Origin of the sequence: Halalkalirubrum salinum, assembly GCF_005543295.1 — an archaeon.
Lineage (GTDB): Archaea > Halobacteriota > Halobacteria > Halobacteriales > Haloferacaceae > Halalkalirubrum > Halalkalirubrum salinum.
Window position 1 is genome coordinate 1 of record NZ_SRSG01000038.1, and the last position, 15,770, is coordinate 15,770.

Here is a 15,770-nt window from a genome sequence, read left to right on the forward strand (position 1 = left end):
CTTCGAGGGTCTTGCACTCTTCACTCATTCGTCAGCGTCGAGTCCTTGTTCGACGAGTTTGGCGTAGGCGTAGTCCATCCGCAGGCCGTTCTCGCGGGAGTATTCTTTGACTCGTTCGTGGAGTTCGCTTCCACGTTCGATGGCGATGTCAACTCGCATCCGATATTTAGTACGTTTTCTCGTATCTTAAAGGTTCGTATTGGCGTAGGGTATTCAGAGTGCTATCTCACGTGGGTAGCGGAGTATTCTGGCGCGATTCACGCCCGCCGTGAACGGCGGGATTCTCTCGCTGATTAAAGATAGTGACAGTTACGCGTTCTGTCGGCCTGCGTTTAGGGACGAATATGTTCGACGCGCGATCGCTGCATGGGCACTGACCACAAATGTTGGAAGACAGTCAGGTATAAACAAGTGGATCTGTACAGGTTGAGTTTTTTATATCATGGTGAAGAATAGTAACAGTGAGTAATGTCTTCAATGATCAACCATTGGGGAAAAATACTGGTGATATTATATGAGTGAAAAATCAGTGCCACAACAGGCACATACGGTTATTATCGGAGCAGGAATCGTCGGAACAAGCCTTGCATATCACTTGGCTGATCAAGGAAGAGACGACATTTTGCTCGTCGACAAGGGACCATTCCCAGATCCCGGCGGATCGACGGGGCACGCCTCGAACTTCGTGTTCCCGATCGAGAACAACAAGGAAATGGCGATGACGACCCAGGAGGCGATGCGCCAGTACAAATCCGAGGACCTCTACACCACGAGCGGTGGGATTGAGGTCGCCCGGACCGAAGAGCGCCTCGACGAGTTCGAACGACAGCTCGACTCCGCAGCCGCGTGGGGCAACGAAGCCGAGATCATCTCACCCGCGGAAGTCAAAGAGAAGGTCCCATACATCAACGAGGACCTCGTAACCGGTGGCTTCTGGGAGCCGAACGCCGGAGTCGTCGATCCACTTCGGTTCGGCGAGATCAAACGGAAAGCCGCCGAGTCGATGGGTGCGCTCCAGAGCTTCGCGAACACAGAAGTCACGAACATCCAAACAGAAAACGGCGAGGTGACGACCGTCGTGACCGATCGCGGGTCGATTGACTGCGAAGAGGTCGTGATCGCCGCAGGGCTGTGGAGTCCGAAGTTCGCGAAGATGGCCGGCACGGAGATCCCGCTCACGCCGGCGGTCCACCAGCTCATCAGCGTGGGACCGATCGACGAGCTCGAAGCAACCGGCGAAGCGGTCGGCTATCCGATCGTCCGGGACGTCGACACCCAGATGTACGAACGGCCGAGCGGCAACGACATGGAGGTCGGCTCCTACGAGCACCGGCCGATTCTCTGGGACGTCGAAGACGTGCCCTCAAATGAGGAGGCTGCGCTGTCGCCGACCCAGCCGCCACTGACAGAGGATGCCTTCGAGCCGTCGATGGAACACGCACTGGAGCTCATGCCGGACGTACTCGGGGATGCAGAGATCCGACACGCAATCGACGGGCTCCTGTCGGTGACCCCAGACGGGATGCCCGTGGTCGGGCCGCTTCGGGACGTCGACGGGCTGTGGTCCTGTGCGGCGATCTGGATCAAAGAGGCCCCAGCGTTCGCGAAGTACACCGCGCAGTGGATGACCCGCGGGTACCCTGACGTCGATCTGCACCAGTCAGACGTGAACCGTTTTGACGGCTATGGGACCTCGAAAGCGTTCGTCGAAAACCGCGCCAACGAAGGCTTTCAGAAGATCTACGACATCGTCCATCCCGCCGAACAGTGGCAGTCGTCGCGGCCGCTGCGACAGAGCGGCTTCTACAATCGCCAAGCCGACCTCGGCGCGGAGTTCTTCGAGTCCGCCGGCTGGGAGCGCCCACAGTGGTTCGAATCCAACGCAGATCTCCTCGAGACGTACGCCGACGAGATCGAGCCCTTAGAGCGGCCCTACGAGTGGGACAACCGCTGGTGGTCTGAGATCATCCTCGCCGAACACCTGCACATGCGCGATAACGTCGGGATGATCGGCGACATGGGCTTCGGCATCTTCGACCTCGTCGGCGACGATGTCGAGGCGTTCACCCAGAAGATGGCGGTCGGCCGAACCGACGTCCCTGTTGGCAAGTCGGTCTACACCCCGATCCTCGATCCAAGCGGTGGGTTCCGATCGGACCTCACGATGGTCAGACTCGCCGAGGACGCCTACCGCGTCATCACGGGCGGCGGAGAGGTTGGCCCAGACAAGCGGTGGTTCCGCAACCACATGGACGACATGGACGTTCGACTGATCGACAAGACCTCGGCGCTCGGAACGCTCGGCGTCTGGGGGCCGAACGCGCGTGAACTGGTCGATTCAGTCGCCGAAGAGGATATGTCCGACGAGGTGTTCCCCGCCTACACGGCTCAGGAAGTGACGATCGGCGAGGTCGACGCGTGGGCGTTCCGGGTCTCGTACGTCGGCGAACTTGGCTGGGAGCTGTACGCGCCGATGGAGCAGGCCGGCCGCCTGTGGGACATCATCTACGAAGCCGGCCAGGAGCACGACGTGCGTCCGGTCGGGATGGGCGTCTACGGCACGACGGGCCGGATGGAGAAAGGCTACCGGCTGTACGGCCACGAACTCGAGTTGGAGTACAACGCCGCCGAAGCCGGGCTCACGTTCCACGGCGTGAAAGATGCCGACTTCATCGGCAAGGAGGCGTACGCCCAAGCGATCGAGGAGGAGAACGCCGCAACGCTGTGTACGCTGTCTGTGACCGATCACGAATCGTCAGATGGTGTCCGGCGGTTCCCGCTGGGCCACCAGCCGATCCTCTCGCCTGACGGCGAGATACTCGAAGACGAGGAGGGACGGCGATCGTACGTGACGAGTGCCGGAAGCGCACCTTCGCTCGGCAAGCATCTGCTCATGGCATACCTCCCACAGGAGTACGCCGAAGAGGGACAAGACCTGCAGGTATCGTACATGGGCGACACCTACCCGGTGACCGTCGAACGCGTCGGCAGCAAGCCGCTGTTCGATCCTGAGAACGAACGGATCTTCAGCTAACTGACGCGATCGGTCACCGCCGACCCGCGTTCGAGCGGCCCGACGACTACCAAAATCAAACCACCAAATCACCACAACATGAACACGTTAGCCTGTATTAAACGCGTGCCCGAAACGGGCGCAAAGATCGTACTGACAGACGACAACCAAGCCATCGACACCACGAGCCTCGGATTTACCATCAGCCCGCATGAAGAGTGTGGCGTCGAGGAGGCAGTCCAACTGGCCGAGGAGACCGGCGGCACCGCAACGGTGCTCACACTCGGTTCCCCGGAGGCGGACGAACAGCTCCGCACAGGGATTGCCATGGGTGCCGACGAGGCAATCCACCTCGAAACCGACGGCGAGCAGTGGGGACCGCGCGCGACCGCGAGCGCGATCGCTGAGGGAATTGAAGCCGCCGACGAATCGGTTGATCTGCTGTTCTTCGGCAACGAATCGGCCGATCAAGAGAACTACCAGGTCGGCGTCCGAGTGGCCCACATGCTCGGCCTGCCGGTCGTAACGGGTATCAAAAACGTCGAGATCGACGGCGACACCGTCGTCGCCGAACGGGAGATTTCCGGTGGGACGGAGGTCTTTGAACTGCCCATCCCGGCGGTGCTCACCGTCAAAGAGGGGCTGAACTCCCCACGATACCCGTCGATGCGCAGCAAGATGCAGGCCCGGCGCGCTGAGGTTGCAACCGCGACGCCGGAGCGATCCGAAGCGAACGACGTCGAGATGATCGAACTCGAAACCCCCGAACGCGACGACAGTCCTGCCGAGGTCCTCGGGGAGGGTCCCGAGGCTGCCGAAGACGTCGTTGCAGTCCTCGAAGAACTGGAGGTGATCTAAATGGTACTCGTCCTGATCGAACACGACGACGGCGCAGCGATAGACACCACGCTCGAAGCGGCCACGATCGCCCGCGATGTGGCTGCACAGGAGGACGAGCCGCTAGAGGCAGTCGGGTTCGGAACCGTTCCGGGCGACGTAGCCGACGAACTCGGTGAGTACGGTGTGGACACGGTCTTCGCGGTGACCCACGACGACCTGACCGACTATGCGCCGGTCGCGTGGGCAAAGAGCGTTCGTGAACTGATCGACGATCGCGAGCCGAGTGCGGTGATCGCCCCAGGAACGGATCGCGGTGCAGAGACGTTCGCCCATCTGGCGGCGATCGCCGACCTCCCGCTGGCAGCGAACGTTGTCGAGGTCGACACTGGCGGGGACGAGGGATACGAGCTCACGAGACAGCGCTGGGGCGGCAGCCTCCTCGAAGACGCACGGATCGACGCCGAGCCGAACCTGTTGACGATCGTTCCCCACGAGGTCTCCGCGGAGCCAGCGACGGAAGCTGGTGAGGCGACGCTCGAATCCTACACGCCCGAACTCGAAGAGGGGGATTTCATCGTTCAGGTCGATCGCCGCGAGGAATCCGATACCGAGGGCGTTCCGATCGATCAGGCCCGGGTTGTCGTTGGCGGCGGCCGCGGGGTTGGCAGCGCAGCGGACTTCGATCAGCTTGAGGAGTTGGCCGATCTGCTCAACGGCGCGGTTGGCTCCTCCCGAGCGGCGGTCAACGAGGGCTGGCGGCCCCACGACGACCAGATCGGCCAGACCGGCAACAAGATCGCCCCTGAACTATACATCCCGGCGGGGATTAGCGGCGCGGTCCAACACTGGGTCGGCTGTAAGGGCAGCGAGAAGGTGCTCGCGATTAATACCGACCCCGAGGCGGCGATCATCGGCAAGGCAGACTACGCCGTGATCGCAGACCTCCACGAGGTCGTTCCGGAGATCAACCGGATCCTCAAAGAAAAGCACCGCTGATCGCTCGCTGCGATCGGGGACACTGTTTTTTTGCGCTATTTTGAGCGAGTGGTGCAGCAGTAGATCAGTCACCAGCAGTGCGGTAGAACATGTTCGTCACGATCGTTTCGACGATCGAGGTCTCGTGATCATGTATGAGTGCCTGTGAACAGGGACCCTGCGCCGACGTGTCCGCCTCCGATACAGACCTGCCTGCCGTTTCGGGAACGGTCGGCCGGTATCTCGTTGCGATCTACGAGGCCGGCCGGGCAGAAGATCCCCCAGTCGGAACGGGGACTGTCGCCGATCGGCTCGGCATCGAACCCGGTAGCGTCACCGAGATGTTCTGTCGACTCGGCGAGGATGACCTTGTCAAGTACGAGAAAGGGGCTGGCGTCGAACTCACGGGTCACGGTCGTGCAGCCGCCGAAACGCTGGTGCACCGGCGCTGTCTGGTCGAGAACTTCTTCGAGACGATTCTGTCGACGAAGTTGCCCGCAGAGACCGCCTACGCGATCGCGGTTCGGGTGCCTGCGGACGGGTTCGATCGGCTGGGCCGGATTGCCACTTCCCACGCCGCGTTCCGCTGTCGACTTGACGACTGATCGCCCTAGACGGCCTCGTGTGGCCGATCATGTTCGCCGAGAGGCGTATGAATCACAGACAGGTACGATCGACGTGGTCGAAAAAACGCGACGGGCCGGCACGCACGAGCCGCGCGGGACAACAGAGCCCCAGTGGGAGGTGTTCGTCCGGGAGAGAGAAGGTGATCCGATGACGCACGTCGGCGCGATCGCCGCGCCCGATCCCGAGATCGCCCACGAGCAGGCGAGTAAGCTCTTTTCCTGGTATGGTCGAGATATCTGGGTGTGTCCAGCCAACGCAGTCACCCGGTTCTCTGCACACGAGATGGCGGCGGGCGGTGACAGCGAAACAGACGAGGAACACGGGAGTAGTGAGGCGATCCCAGCCGGTGAGAACGAACCGCGCGTTTACGAAGAAACGGAAGGAACCCCAAATGTACGCCAGGGATGATCTCAATAAGCAAACTCCTCTGTGAGCTGGACGCCGAAAGCGACGGGCTCAGGTACGACGCGGCAGACGACTCCAACGTCCCACAAATTACCCGCAAGAAACAGCGACGGCCAGTCGTCGTCTGGAACACAACGAAGCGGTGTAACCTCTACTGCAGCCACTGTTACGCCTCAGCGGACACCGAGGCGCTGCCGAACGAACTCTCGACGGCGGAGGGAAAGGCACTGTTAGACCAACTCGCCGACTTCGGAGTCCCGGTGGTGTTGTTCTCCGGCGGTGAGCCGCTCATCCGCGAGGACCTCTCCGAACTCGTCGCCTACGCGGCCGAGCAGGGCATTCGACCGGTTCTCTCGACGAACGGAACCCTCCTGACCCGCGAGGCAGCCCGCGAGCTCAAAGAGGCAGGGTTGAAATACGCAGGTGTCTCCGTCGACGGGCTGGCCGATCGAAACGACGAATTCCGCGGAAAAGACGGTGCCTTCGAGGCTGCCGTTCGTGGGATCGAAGCTTGTCTCGACGTGGGGCTCAAAACCGGACTCCGCTACACCATCACGAAGTACAACGACGACGACCTAGAGGGCGTGATCGACCTGTTGACCGACGTCGGTGTCGATCGCTTCTGTTTCTATCACCTCGATTACGGCGGCCGCGGGGCAGACATCCTCGATGCCGACCTCACCCCCGACGAGAAGCGAGCGGCAATCAGAACCCTGTGTGATCTCACCCGCGAGTACCACGACCGCGGTGAGGAGATCGAGACGCTGCTCGTGGGCAACTATGCTGACGCGGGCTTTCTCGTCGAGTACGCCCGCGAAGAACTCGGCGAACAGCGCGCCGATCGCATCGAGACGTACCTCCGGCGAAACGGCGGCGATCCGACCGGCGAGCGCGTCGCGGACGTCGACCCGATCGGCAACGTCCACCTCAACCAGTTCTGGCAGGGCTACACGTTGGGTAACGTCCGCGATCGGCCCTTCGGCGAGTTGTGGTCCGACGAGACAAATCCACTGCTGACCGCGCTGCGAAACCGAACCCAGCACCTGAAGGGGCGATGTGGCACGTGTCAGTACCAAGATATCTGTCGAGGAGGCTCACGGCTCCGGGCGTTGGCGGTTCATGATGATCTGTTCGCACCCGATCCGCAGTGTTATCTCACTGACGAGGAGATCGGAATCGAAACGGCCGGCATAGAGAGCAGTGGGTACCCGGAAGCCCACGGCGACTAAGACTGTCAGCCGTACCTGTTGATCGATCGGCACCCAACGCAGCCGGTGGTTCTATTTTGGTTGAAGTCAATATCCCGAGTATGTCACGTGTCGCCGTAATTGCTGGCGTTGGACCAGGCTTGAGCGAATCTCTTGCTCGGACGTTTGTCGCGAACGGCTGTCAGGTTGGTCTGTTCGCCCGCTCGGCCAAGCATATCACCGAACTGTCGACCAATCTCGGTGGGGATGCGATCGCGATTCCAACCGACATCACCGATCCGGCGCAGGTCGAGGCGGGGTTCGATCGCGTCCGCGAGGCGTTCGGGCTGGTCGACGTGCTCGTCAACCACGCCAGCAGCGCCGTGTGGAAGGGAGCCGAAGCGATCACGCCCGAGGAGTTCGAGGCCGTCTGGCGAACGGCCGCCTACGGCGGCCTGTTGTGCGCACAGGAGGCGATCGCAGACATGCGCAACGGCGACGGCGGGACAGTAATATTCACGGGGGCGACCTCCTCAGTCCGGGGCCGAGACGGCGCGATCGGCTTCAGCGCCGCGAAGTTCGCCGTTCGCGGGATGGCCGAATCAATGGCCCGCGAACTCGGTCCAGCGGGGATCCACGTCGCCCACGTCGTGATCGACGGGCAGATCGACACGCCCGCGCTCGGAGACTCTCGCGAGGTCGATTCCGATCGCGTGCTCGATCCCGACGCAATCGCCGACTCGTACTGGCACCTCGTCGAACAGGATCGATCGGCGTGGACGCTGGAACTCGATCTCCGCCCACACACTGAGCCGTTCTGAGCGACGGCCCGAAATGAGAAATCTGCGAGCGGCAGACGAATATGTTCGCCCAAAACTGCTATCGATCGACGGAGAAACAGACGAATATGAGTCACTCTGACGCTGAAATCAAGCTAGACGTACGCGAGATCGACGGCGAGCCGTTCGGAGACATCATGGCCGCTCTCGAGGAGCTACCGAGTGGCGAGACGTTACACTTGATCAACAGCTTCGAGCCCGTTCCGCTGTACGACGTGCTCGAACAGCGCGGCTATACCCACCAAACCGAACAGGACGGCGACGTGTGGCACGTATTCATCCAGGAGGCAGTCTAACGCATGCAGCCACGATCGATCGACACCGACGAGCGGCCGTTCGTGTTGATCTGGGAGGTGACGCAAGCGTGTGAACTCGCCTGCCGACGCTGTCGGGCAGATGCCCGTCCGGGACGACATCCCGACGAACTGGATACCGACGAGGCGAAATCGCTGTTGGAGGAGGCTCGATCGTTTGAAGATGGCCAGCTCGTCGTCCTCTCAGGAGGAGATCCGCTCGCGAGAGATGACATCTACGAGCTGGTCGAATACGGGAGCGAAATTGGACTTCGGATGACGATGACACCCAGCGGGACGGCGTCGTTGACCGCCGATCGCGTCGAGTCGCTGTCCGCGGCTGGACTCAAGCGGATGGCACTCAGTCTCGACGGCGCGAGTCCCGAGACACACGACGCGTTCCGGATGGAGGCCGGCAGCTTCGAGCAGACAATCGAGGCGGCCGACTATGCACGGTCGGCTGGGCACCCACTGCAGATCAACACCACCGTGTGTGCGGAGACGCTCTCGGAACTGCCGGCGATCGCAGAACTCGTTGACGACCTCGGGGCGGTGCTGTGGTCGGTGTTCTTTCTTGTCCCGGTCGGCCGCGGCCGGCTGTTAGTGCCGATCGATCCCGAGACGGCCGAGGAGGTCATGCGGTGGCTCGGCGAGATCAACGCAGACTCTGATTTCGGGGTAAAAACGACCGAAGCGCCCCACTATAGACGAGTCATGATGCAGACAGCGGTCGAGGGCGCGAAAGATCGCAGTGCAGACACAGCTGACGACACCGCACGGCCCGACAGGATCGGTCGCCGAACCGGAATCACCGCCGGCAACGGCTTCGCGTTCGTGAGCCATACCGGCGAGGTGTACCCCTCAGGATTTCTCCCCAAATCGGGGGGCACCGTCCGGGAGGCGTCGATCGTCGACATCTACCGGGAGAGTGAGCTGTTCACGTCGCTGCGACAAAAAGACGAGTTGCGCGGGAAGTGTGGAGCCTGCGAGTTCCGCCACGTCTGTGGTGGAAGCCGATCGCGGGCGTATGCGTACACGGGCGATCCACTGGAGAGTGATCCACTCTGTGGATACGTGCCGGAGGGCTACGAGGGACCGCTCCCAGAGCAGGCAGGTACGCCGTAGTCGCCGATCAGCGCCTACATTAGTTTTGCTGAAGCGTTAGTCAGGCACTGAGTCGGCGGTATCGTTGATATCTGCAGGTTGGATCGACGCACCACAGACAACACAGCCAGCATCAAGCAGCGTTCGTTTCATTGTGTCGTTGACCGCGATCGACTGATTACACTCGGGGCACACGAACTGATTCGGGGTAATAGCGCTCATATACCACAGTTGGGCCTATTCCCGTATGAAAGAGGATGTGGATTCTCGGAGTGAAAGAAAAATTCGGAGCGTCGCCGAACCGGTTCGGGATGTTTTTTACCGGCCCTGCGATCGTACGTCCGAATACAGATGGCAACCAACGAACACGACTATAACCACGACCACGATGCCGAACCAATCACCGAGACTGTTCACGACAATTCGTGGTCGGCAAATCTAGAGAAGCAACAGTACGAAGCCAACCCCGAGCTAGCAATTCGCGATTCGATCGCCGCGATCGAACACACCGCTACAGGAAACCACGTGAACCTCGTCACCCGCGCGACGCTTGGCCATCCCTCGTCATTCCTATACGAGGCATTGGCCGAGGAGTATCAGGCGGATGACATTGAGTGGGCGTATGTCGAACAGTGCGGCTGTGGCGGGCACGTCACACGAGTCACAGTTGAGTGAAGGGTACTGAAAATTAGTCCGCTGACGCTGCCGCTGGGCCGCCAAGGAGCCCTGCCAGGGAATCAGCACCGTTCATCTCGAGTTCGACTGCTGCGCCGCTCGTATCGAATTCGATCGACAGCGACTCCACCGAAGCAACGTACTCAGAACAGTGATCCCCGTCAGCGTCAAAACGGGTGCGCTCTTCGAGCAGCGGCGTCTCCACGAGCCGATCGATCTTTCGATACGTCGTCGAAAGCGGAATCGAGCACGCCTCAGCGATCTCCGCGGCGGTCATCGCCGTCTCGGTCGCACCAAGAATGAGCCGACTGTCTGTGTCGGCCAGCGCGTCGAATACCTGCTGGGTAGCGGTGTCTGGATCACGAGCACCGGTATCGGCGAGCGATCGAGGACGGGAGGCCATCTGTTGCATATCTACTGAGACGACCTGATCGGTCCCAAAATGAATCCCCACATATGTGGGGAGTTTTATAAGTGGTCGCTGGCGTCCAAGGGACCGATTGCTGCGATCGCTCGCATGACTGATCCCTACGTGGGGTCAAACGCACCAGTTGCCAGCCCGCGTTTGACCGGTTCGTGTTCGGCGTCAGTCGGCGGCGGGAAAACCACGAGCACGGCTTCGAGACGCTCCTCGCCGGCTTTGATTCCACGATCGATCCCCGCAGGTACCGTGACGATCGACCCTGCGGAGACCTCGTGTGTTGTCTCACCTTCACGAACGATTCCATGGCCGGATTGGACGACGATCGTCAGTCACCCACCGCTGAAGCGCTGTAACCGCTGTGACTCTGCGTTGGCGGTCGCCAGTCTTTGCGGTTGTGCCGAACTGGTTCAGCGATCGACACCGCCGGTCAGAACGGAGACTCAGACGTTCCGCGGCTCGGCGTCTCCGCATCCATCGATCGTTCGAGCGTGTTTGCGCCGATCGAATCGAGGTCTCCCTCTACAGAACCGGTTTCGAGATACGTCTCCGCGAGCGTGTCGAGTTGCTCGTTGATCGCCTCGCTTTGGTGGTGCATGTCCGCAGCATATACCCGCACGAGATCGAACTCGTGGCGATCGGCGAGACCGTTCCACGCCCGAAATGAGCCGATCGTCAGCGTGTGCGTCTGCGGACAAAACGGCGTCGTGGGGGTGAACTCGGCGTGCAACACCGACGGGTCGGCCGCGTCGCGGGCGTAGCGATACCCCGCGTTGGGGTGTCTGGTGTCGAGGTTGAGCCGCGCGAGATTGTAGTTGAACGTCATGTCGTACACTTTCCGCTCCTCGAATAGCTCACAGGTGAGCCGGTGAAACGCCAGGTGATCGATACCCGCAAGCACGTCGTGGGCTGTGAGATGAGAGCCGGGCCGTGGGAGGTGGCCTGCAACGAACTCGTCATACCCGTCGAACAACCCCTCGTTCGTGCCGCCGCGATTGAACGGCGATGGGAATCCAGCCATATCTGTACAGTGGATAGCCGCACCAATGACAGTATATCCGAACATATTCGCACACAATGGTTCCAGCGATCGGCACGTACGCACACGTATGACACAAGCGACACAACAACAGAGCCCAAAACAGGACGATCGAACCACGACCGACGCGGCCGAAGCAGAGACGACGACCGCCGAGGTCAGGTGTACCGGTCACGTGTATACTGCGATCGGCAAGCACGGCTTCGAGTACGAGTTCCGCGGGACGACGCTCCGGGCCTTCCTCGAGGCGTTCTTCGAGGAGTACGACGTTGCGGATATGTTGATCGCCGAAACGGAGGCTGACGCCACCGCAAACGGTTGGACAACCACGCCCGATCCGCTGCCCGGTACCTGGCGCAAAAATCCCGAAGGCGAACAGACGCGCACCTACGCGCGGATACTGATCAATGGCCGGTTCAACGAACACCAGGGTGGCTTCGACGCTCCGTTGAACGACGGCGATCGGGTCGCACTCGTGTACCCGTTCATCTTTTGTTGTTGATCGTGTTGGCGATCGAATGCTGTTGTCACCGTCTTACGACCGATTTCTATTGTTGGCAGCCTTGACGCTCGATCGGCACATCTCCGTCGACGACCCGGACGAGCACGCCCCCGAGAGGTCTTCGAGATTCACACTCGCGATCGATCGCTTGCTGAGGAGGTCGATCGCGATGGAGGCGCGGTGTGGGTCGAAGACAGCGAAATTGGCGGGGCTCAGTTCGTCGTGGGACTCCCGCGCGCAGTCGCCGCTTGACACCTCTCCGATTCCAACAGTAGTTTCTGGATTAGTTCGGTTCTCGCGCCTGGACGAGAGTAACCAACGAGTTATTTTGGTCTAAGGAATGCAGTAGTGTCTATTCAGTGCGCTGAGTTTGAGTATCAGTAGTCTTGAGCGACGCTATAGTGAGAAAATTGGCAACGACAATTTAGCGCACGGAAGGTAGCCGGAAGCTGTATTGCTCAGCGAGTATACCCCGCAGGATCTGAATCAGACGCCACAGATCCTCCATCGGCTGCTACCTGCGACTGTGAGTTTGGTTGGGCTGCAGTGTTGGTTTGGGTTTCGAACATGGTTACCTGCTCATTCAGGTCACCAGCCAGCGTAGAGAGCTCCTGAATAGTTTCAGAAGTTTCTGCGAGCGATGCAGTTTGCTCTTCAGTCGCAGCAGAAACGTTGCTCGATTCCGCTGCAGTCTGTTCACTCACGCTAGCCACTTCGTCAACAACCGAGACAACCTCCTCTGTCGAGGCGGCCTGGTCGTCAGTCGCATCACTAATCTCTCGAATGCCGCTTTCAGCTTCTTGTACCGCATCCGCAATCTCGTCGAACATCTCAATCGCACTCTCAATCGTGTCCGACCCGCGCTCAACGCGGTCGCTCATCTGTTCCATTCCCTCAACTGTTTCAGTTGTGCTCGCTTGAGCGGTCTCAATACGATCTTCCACAGCAGCAGTAGCTTTTGCTGCTTCCTCTGCGAGTGATTTGACTTCAGAGGCGACAACGCCGAATCCCTGCCCGGCTTCACCAGCACGTGCCGCCTCAATGGAAGCGTTCAGTGCTAAGATGTTTGTTTTTTCGGCAATCCCAGAGATCATCTCCACAATCTCTCCAATCTCGTTCATATCTTTTTCGAGCGCCGTAACCTGTGCGGCCGCTTCGTTGGCTTGCGTCTCGATTGATTGGATTTCCGCAGTAGCCTCTGCGGCGTACTCACGCCCTTCATTTCCTTGTTCAACCGCAATCCCTGCCGTTGCTGCCACTTGGTCGGCTGATGATGCGATTTCTTCAACAGTGGCGGACATGTCGTTCGTTTCGTTGGCGACTTCTTGGAGATTCTCGCTTTGCGTATCGGCCCCGTAGGAGATCTCTTCAACGGACTCGGCAACCTTTTCGCTCGCTTGCTTGACCTCCTCCGTGTTTTGCGCAACCACATCACTCGACGTGGCGACACGGTCTGCGATATCTTTGACGCTGCCGATGCTGTCTCCGAGACGGCCAATCCCGTCTTCTAAGTTAGCTAGCACGTCCCCGTACGCACCTGGGTAGTCAGTGTCAATATTTTGTGCGAGTTGCCCCTGTTTCAACCCGTCACTCGCCGCAGATATCTGCTCGAAGCTGTTTGATAGCTGGGTTGTGCCGATGGCTAGGTTATCAAGCACGGCACCGTACTGTCCGGGGCGGTCTGTGTTAACATCGTTATCAAGTACACCTTGCTCTAGATTGCCGCTGACGTGTTGAATCGCCTCAAAACTCCCAGCGAGTTCGTTGGCACCAGTTTCAAGATTTGCTATTGTCTCGCCGTACCTCCCGGGATATTCTGCCTCAAACTCCCAATCCAGTTCCCCTTGTTTGAGCCCTTCACTTGCCGTTCCAATCTGGGAAAACACGCCTTTGAGGTTGTCCTGCATCTTGATATATGCATCAACCATTCGACCGATCTCATCGTTCTCAATGTGGGGGTCAACCTTCGTATCAAGCTCTCCGTTACTGATCGCTGTGAGGCCGTTGGATAGTTGCGTGAGTGGTGGTGAGATCCGACCAGCAACAAACAGGCCGATTAGGATTGCCGTGATGAACGCGCCAACGGTCAACCCGATAATTGTCTGTTGTGCAGTTTGTGTTGTATCATCGGCGGTGGCGACCGACGCCTCCTTGTCTTCGACAGCCGCTTTTTCGAGCGTAGTAGCTGATTCTTTAGTGTCGGCGACTATTTGATCTAGCTCGTCGCTCTTCGCCTGTGCTTGGTCCATATCACCGGCCTCTATGGCTGCAAACAGTTCCTGAGCGATCGCGGAGTATTCTTCATGTTGGGCCTGCAATGCCTGAAACTCGTCTTGTTCTTGGTCAGTTAATTCCTGTTGTTGCAACGCCGCCGAATACTCGTCGAATCGTTCCCCGGCCGCCTCAAACTCGGTCCGTTCTCCTTCCTCTCCGAGGAGAGCCGCGTGCACGGCGACCTGTTGCTCTTCAATAGCGACGAGCATATTCAACGAGGCATCGATTTTGTCGCCATCCCCAGAGATGACGTGTGCCTCTTTGTCAACGTCTGCAACAGCTTGGTAGCCGACTGCGCCGGTGACACCCACTAACAGCGCAACCAAGACGAACGCGATGAGTAGTTTCGGCCGAAGGTCCAACCGGTCAATCGCAATTTTTTCCAGCATATCTCAGACTCGATACCTGTTTAGTAAGTACTTATACATCTAAATATCGGAGGCGATAATTGCCATTTTTGAAAAATATGAGCCAAAAGCTTCACAGGTTTCAACCGAAATCACGCAGGGACCACTGGAAAAAAGCACGGTTCCTGAAAATCGTCCGCCGGGAGCCACCCGGGGACAACAGGCAACCAACAGGTTTCTGATGGCCGCGTGGTGCGGCATCTATACGGTTTCGAGGCAGAGTACCACGGGTTTCCGAAAACGTCCGTTTTCGGCTTTCGCAAATCTTTGATTTGCTCAACACCTGACCCGTGGGTGAATGCCGAATAATCACTACATTTACAACAATTCACGACAATACTATCATAATGCAAGAGTCAGGACTCACTCACACACTTTCTTTTGGATTAACTATCCAAACAGGAAGTTCTGACAACTTGCACGAAGGCTGTCTCGAAGCTCGGCGAGTCAGAAATGAGGTTAACCGACTCGACAAACAAGGCTGGGACTGGGACGATATCCACGATACTGTCGTTGACAACGCCAACCACGTCAAAAATACCACCCAACTCCTCGTTCAGAAAGCATTCAAAGAAATCGAGACATACCACGATCACAAGGACGAGGATTGGGGCCGACCGTTCCCGTACATCCACGAAACGTATCCGATGCGGATGAACCATAACGAAGGATACGCCCTTACCGTGGACGGCGAGGGGTATGTTCGGTTCCGAGTCAGTTACAAGCCGTACAACTACGTCAAAGGTGTGCTTCGTGGGAGCCCTGATCATCTCCATCGACTGAAGAATGCACTCAGTTCTATTGCGTGGCGAGTTGGGGTTGCTGAACTCGTGTATAAACACGACGAGTGGCGACTCCACGTGTCGGTTACGAACAAAAAACGCACTGTTGCATCTCCCGAAGATGCGAAGACTGTCGTTGGTGTGGACATCAACGAAGACTGTATGGCTCTCACCGCAATGTGTCGAAAAACAGGTGATATACTCGATTCAGTCGTTATCGAGTACCCAGACATCAAGCGAGTGCGACACGAGTATTTCACCAAACGAAAGCGAATGCAGAACGCCGGTCAAACAGCGTTCGAGACCGGTATCCGATCCGAAGAACAAGACTTTGTCCACGACCAACTTCACAAAGTTTCCCGTGACGTAACCAGATGGGTTTCGCAA

At 58.9% G+C, this 15,770-nt stretch carries 18 protein-coding genes and 1 pseudogene; 13 read left to right on the plus strand and 6 right to left on the minus strand.

What is annotated here, in order from left to right; genetic code table 11:
- Positions 1 to 24: 24 nt before the first annotated feature.
- Positions 25 to 159 carry a hypothetical protein gene (locus tag E5K03_RS17760; protein ID WP_265338736.1) on the minus strand — a complete coding sequence of 45 codons (135 nt, stop codon included), beginning with the start codon at positions 157 to 159 and terminating at the stop codon, positions 25 to 27.
- Positions 160 to 514: 355 nt separating this feature from the next.
- On the opposite strand from E5K03_RS17760, the gene E5K03_RS13310 reads away from it, so the two are divergent.
- The 9 genes from E5K03_RS13310 to E5K03_RS13350 all read left to right on the plus strand — a co-directional run bounded on the left by E5K03_RS13310 (position 515) and on the right by E5K03_RS13350 (position 9,304).
- Positions 515 to 3,034, plus strand: coding sequence for a GcvT family protein (locus tag E5K03_RS13310; protein ID WP_138007305.1), 2,520 nt, complete (start codon positions 515 to 517; stop codon positions 3,032 to 3,034).
- 78 nt (positions 3,035 to 3,112) lie between these two features.
- Positions 3,113 to 3,871: an electron transfer flavoprotein subunit beta/FixA family protein gene (locus E5K03_RS13315; RefSeq protein ID WP_138007306.1), complete on the plus strand. Its 759-nt coding sequence runs from the start codon at positions 3,113 to 3,115 to the stop codon at positions 3,869 to 3,871.
- The gene (locus tag E5K03_RS13320) at positions 3,872 to 4,849 is read left to right on the plus strand and encodes an electron transfer flavoprotein subunit alpha/FixB family protein (protein WP_138007307.1); all 978 of its coding nucleotides are present in this window, start codon (positions 3,872 to 3,874) and stop codon (positions 4,847 to 4,849) included.
- Positions 4,850 to 4,983: 134 nt separating this feature from the next.
- Positions 4,984 to 5,433: a metal-dependent transcriptional regulator gene (locus tag E5K03_RS17605; protein WP_138007308.1), complete on the plus strand. Its 450-nt coding sequence runs from the start codon at positions 4,984 to 4,986 to the stop codon at positions 5,431 to 5,433.
- Between the two features lie 73 nt (positions 5,434 to 5,506).
- Positions 5,507 to 5,863 carry an Htur_1727 family rSAM-partnered candidate RiPP gene (locus E5K03_RS17610; protein WP_394343984.1) on the plus strand — a complete coding sequence of 119 codons (357 nt, stop codon included), beginning with the start codon at positions 5,507 to 5,509 and terminating at the stop codon, positions 5,861 to 5,863.
- Positions 5,860 to 7,089: a TIGR04347 family pseudo-SAM/SPASM protein gene (locus E5K03_RS13335; RefSeq protein WP_138007310.1), complete on the plus strand. Its 1,230-nt coding sequence runs from the start codon at positions 5,860 to 5,862 to the stop codon at positions 7,087 to 7,089. Before E5K03_RS17610 ends, E5K03_RS13335 begins: the two co-directional genes overlap by 4 nt.
- 80 nt (positions 7,090 to 7,169) lie before the next feature.
- Positions 7,170 to 7,868: an SDR family NAD(P)-dependent oxidoreductase gene (locus tag E5K03_RS13340; RefSeq protein ID WP_138007311.1), complete on the plus strand. Its 699-nt coding sequence runs from the start codon at positions 7,170 to 7,172 to the stop codon at positions 7,866 to 7,868.
- Positions 7,869 to 7,954: 86 nt separating this feature from the next.
- Positions 7,955 to 8,182 (plus strand): DUF2249 domain-containing protein, encoded by a 228-nt coding sequence (locus E5K03_RS13345; protein ID WP_138007312.1) that lies wholly within the window; start codon positions 7,955 to 7,957, stop codon positions 8,180 to 8,182.
- A 3-nt stretch (positions 8,183 to 8,185) separates the two neighbouring features.
- Positions 8,186 to 9,304 carry a TIGR04053 family radical SAM/SPASM domain-containing protein gene (locus E5K03_RS13350; RefSeq protein WP_138007313.1) on the plus strand — a complete coding sequence of 373 codons (1,119 nt, stop codon included), beginning with the start codon at positions 8,186 to 8,188 and terminating at the stop codon, positions 9,302 to 9,304.
- A gap of 36 nt (positions 9,305 to 9,340) precedes the next feature.
- On the opposite strand, the gene E5K03_RS17290 is transcribed toward E5K03_RS13350, so the two are convergent.
- Positions 9,341 to 9,505: a DUF7560 family zinc ribbon protein gene (locus tag E5K03_RS17290; protein WP_171006693.1), complete on the minus strand. Its 165-nt coding sequence runs from the start codon at positions 9,503 to 9,505 to the stop codon at positions 9,341 to 9,343.
- A 129-nt stretch (positions 9,506 to 9,634) separates the two neighbouring features.
- Between E5K03_RS17290 and E5K03_RS13355 the strand changes: the two genes are divergently transcribed.
- Complete coding sequence (locus E5K03_RS13355; RefSeq protein WP_138007314.1) at positions 9,635 to 9,958, plus strand: CGCGG family putative rSAM-modified RiPP protein; 324 nt, start codon at positions 9,635 to 9,637, stop codon at positions 9,956 to 9,958.
- Between the two features lie 13 nt (positions 9,959 to 9,971).
- On the opposite strand, the gene E5K03_RS13360 is transcribed toward E5K03_RS13355, so the two are convergent.
- Positions 9,972 to 10,361: a winged helix-turn-helix domain-containing protein gene (locus tag E5K03_RS13360; RefSeq protein WP_138007315.1), complete on the minus strand. Its 390-nt coding sequence runs from the start codon at positions 10,359 to 10,361 to the stop codon at positions 9,972 to 9,974.
- Positions 10,362 to 10,534: 173 nt separating this feature from the next.
- On the opposite strand from E5K03_RS13360, the gene E5K03_RS13365 reads away from it, so the two are divergent.
- Positions 10,535 to 10,735, plus strand: coding sequence for a hypothetical protein (locus E5K03_RS13365; protein ID WP_138007316.1), 201 nt, complete (start codon positions 10,535 to 10,537; stop codon positions 10,733 to 10,735).
- Positions 10,736 to 10,809: 74 nt separating this feature from the next.
- Here the strand turns inward: E5K03_RS13365 and E5K03_RS13370 are convergent, their stop codons facing one another.
- Positions 10,810 to 11,400: a hypothetical protein gene (locus E5K03_RS13370; protein ID WP_138007317.1), complete on the minus strand. Its 591-nt coding sequence runs from the start codon at positions 11,398 to 11,400 to the stop codon at positions 10,810 to 10,812.
- Positions 11,401 to 11,488: 88 nt separating this feature from the next.
- Here E5K03_RS13370 and E5K03_RS13375 point away from each other — a divergent pair, with 88 nt between their 5' ends.
- The gene (locus E5K03_RS13375; protein WP_138007318.1) at positions 11,489 to 11,920 is read left to right on the plus strand and encodes a MoaD/ThiS family protein; all 432 of its coding nucleotides are present in this window, start codon (positions 11,489 to 11,491) and stop codon (positions 11,918 to 11,920) included.
- 33 nt (positions 11,921 to 11,953) lie between these two features.
- Here the strand turns inward: E5K03_RS13375 and E5K03_RS13380 are convergent, their stop codons facing one another.
- Both E5K03_RS13380 and E5K03_RS13385 read right to left on the minus strand, forming a co-directional pair.
- Positions 11,954 to 12,175 carry a hypothetical protein gene (locus tag E5K03_RS13380; RefSeq protein WP_138007319.1) on the minus strand — a complete coding sequence of 74 codons (222 nt, stop codon included), beginning with the start codon at positions 12,173 to 12,175 and terminating at the stop codon, positions 11,954 to 11,956.
- Between the two features lie 203 nt (positions 12,176 to 12,378).
- Positions 12,379 to 14,583, minus strand: coding sequence for a HAMP domain-containing methyl-accepting chemotaxis protein (locus tag E5K03_RS13385; RefSeq protein ID WP_138007320.1), 2,205 nt, complete (start codon positions 14,581 to 14,583; stop codon positions 12,379 to 12,381).
- Between the two features lie 365 nt (positions 14,584 to 14,948).
- Between E5K03_RS13385 and E5K03_RS13390 the strand changes: the two are divergent.
- Positions 14,949 to 15,770, plus strand: a pseudogene (locus E5K03_RS13390) (HpaA family protein); the annotation flags it as partial.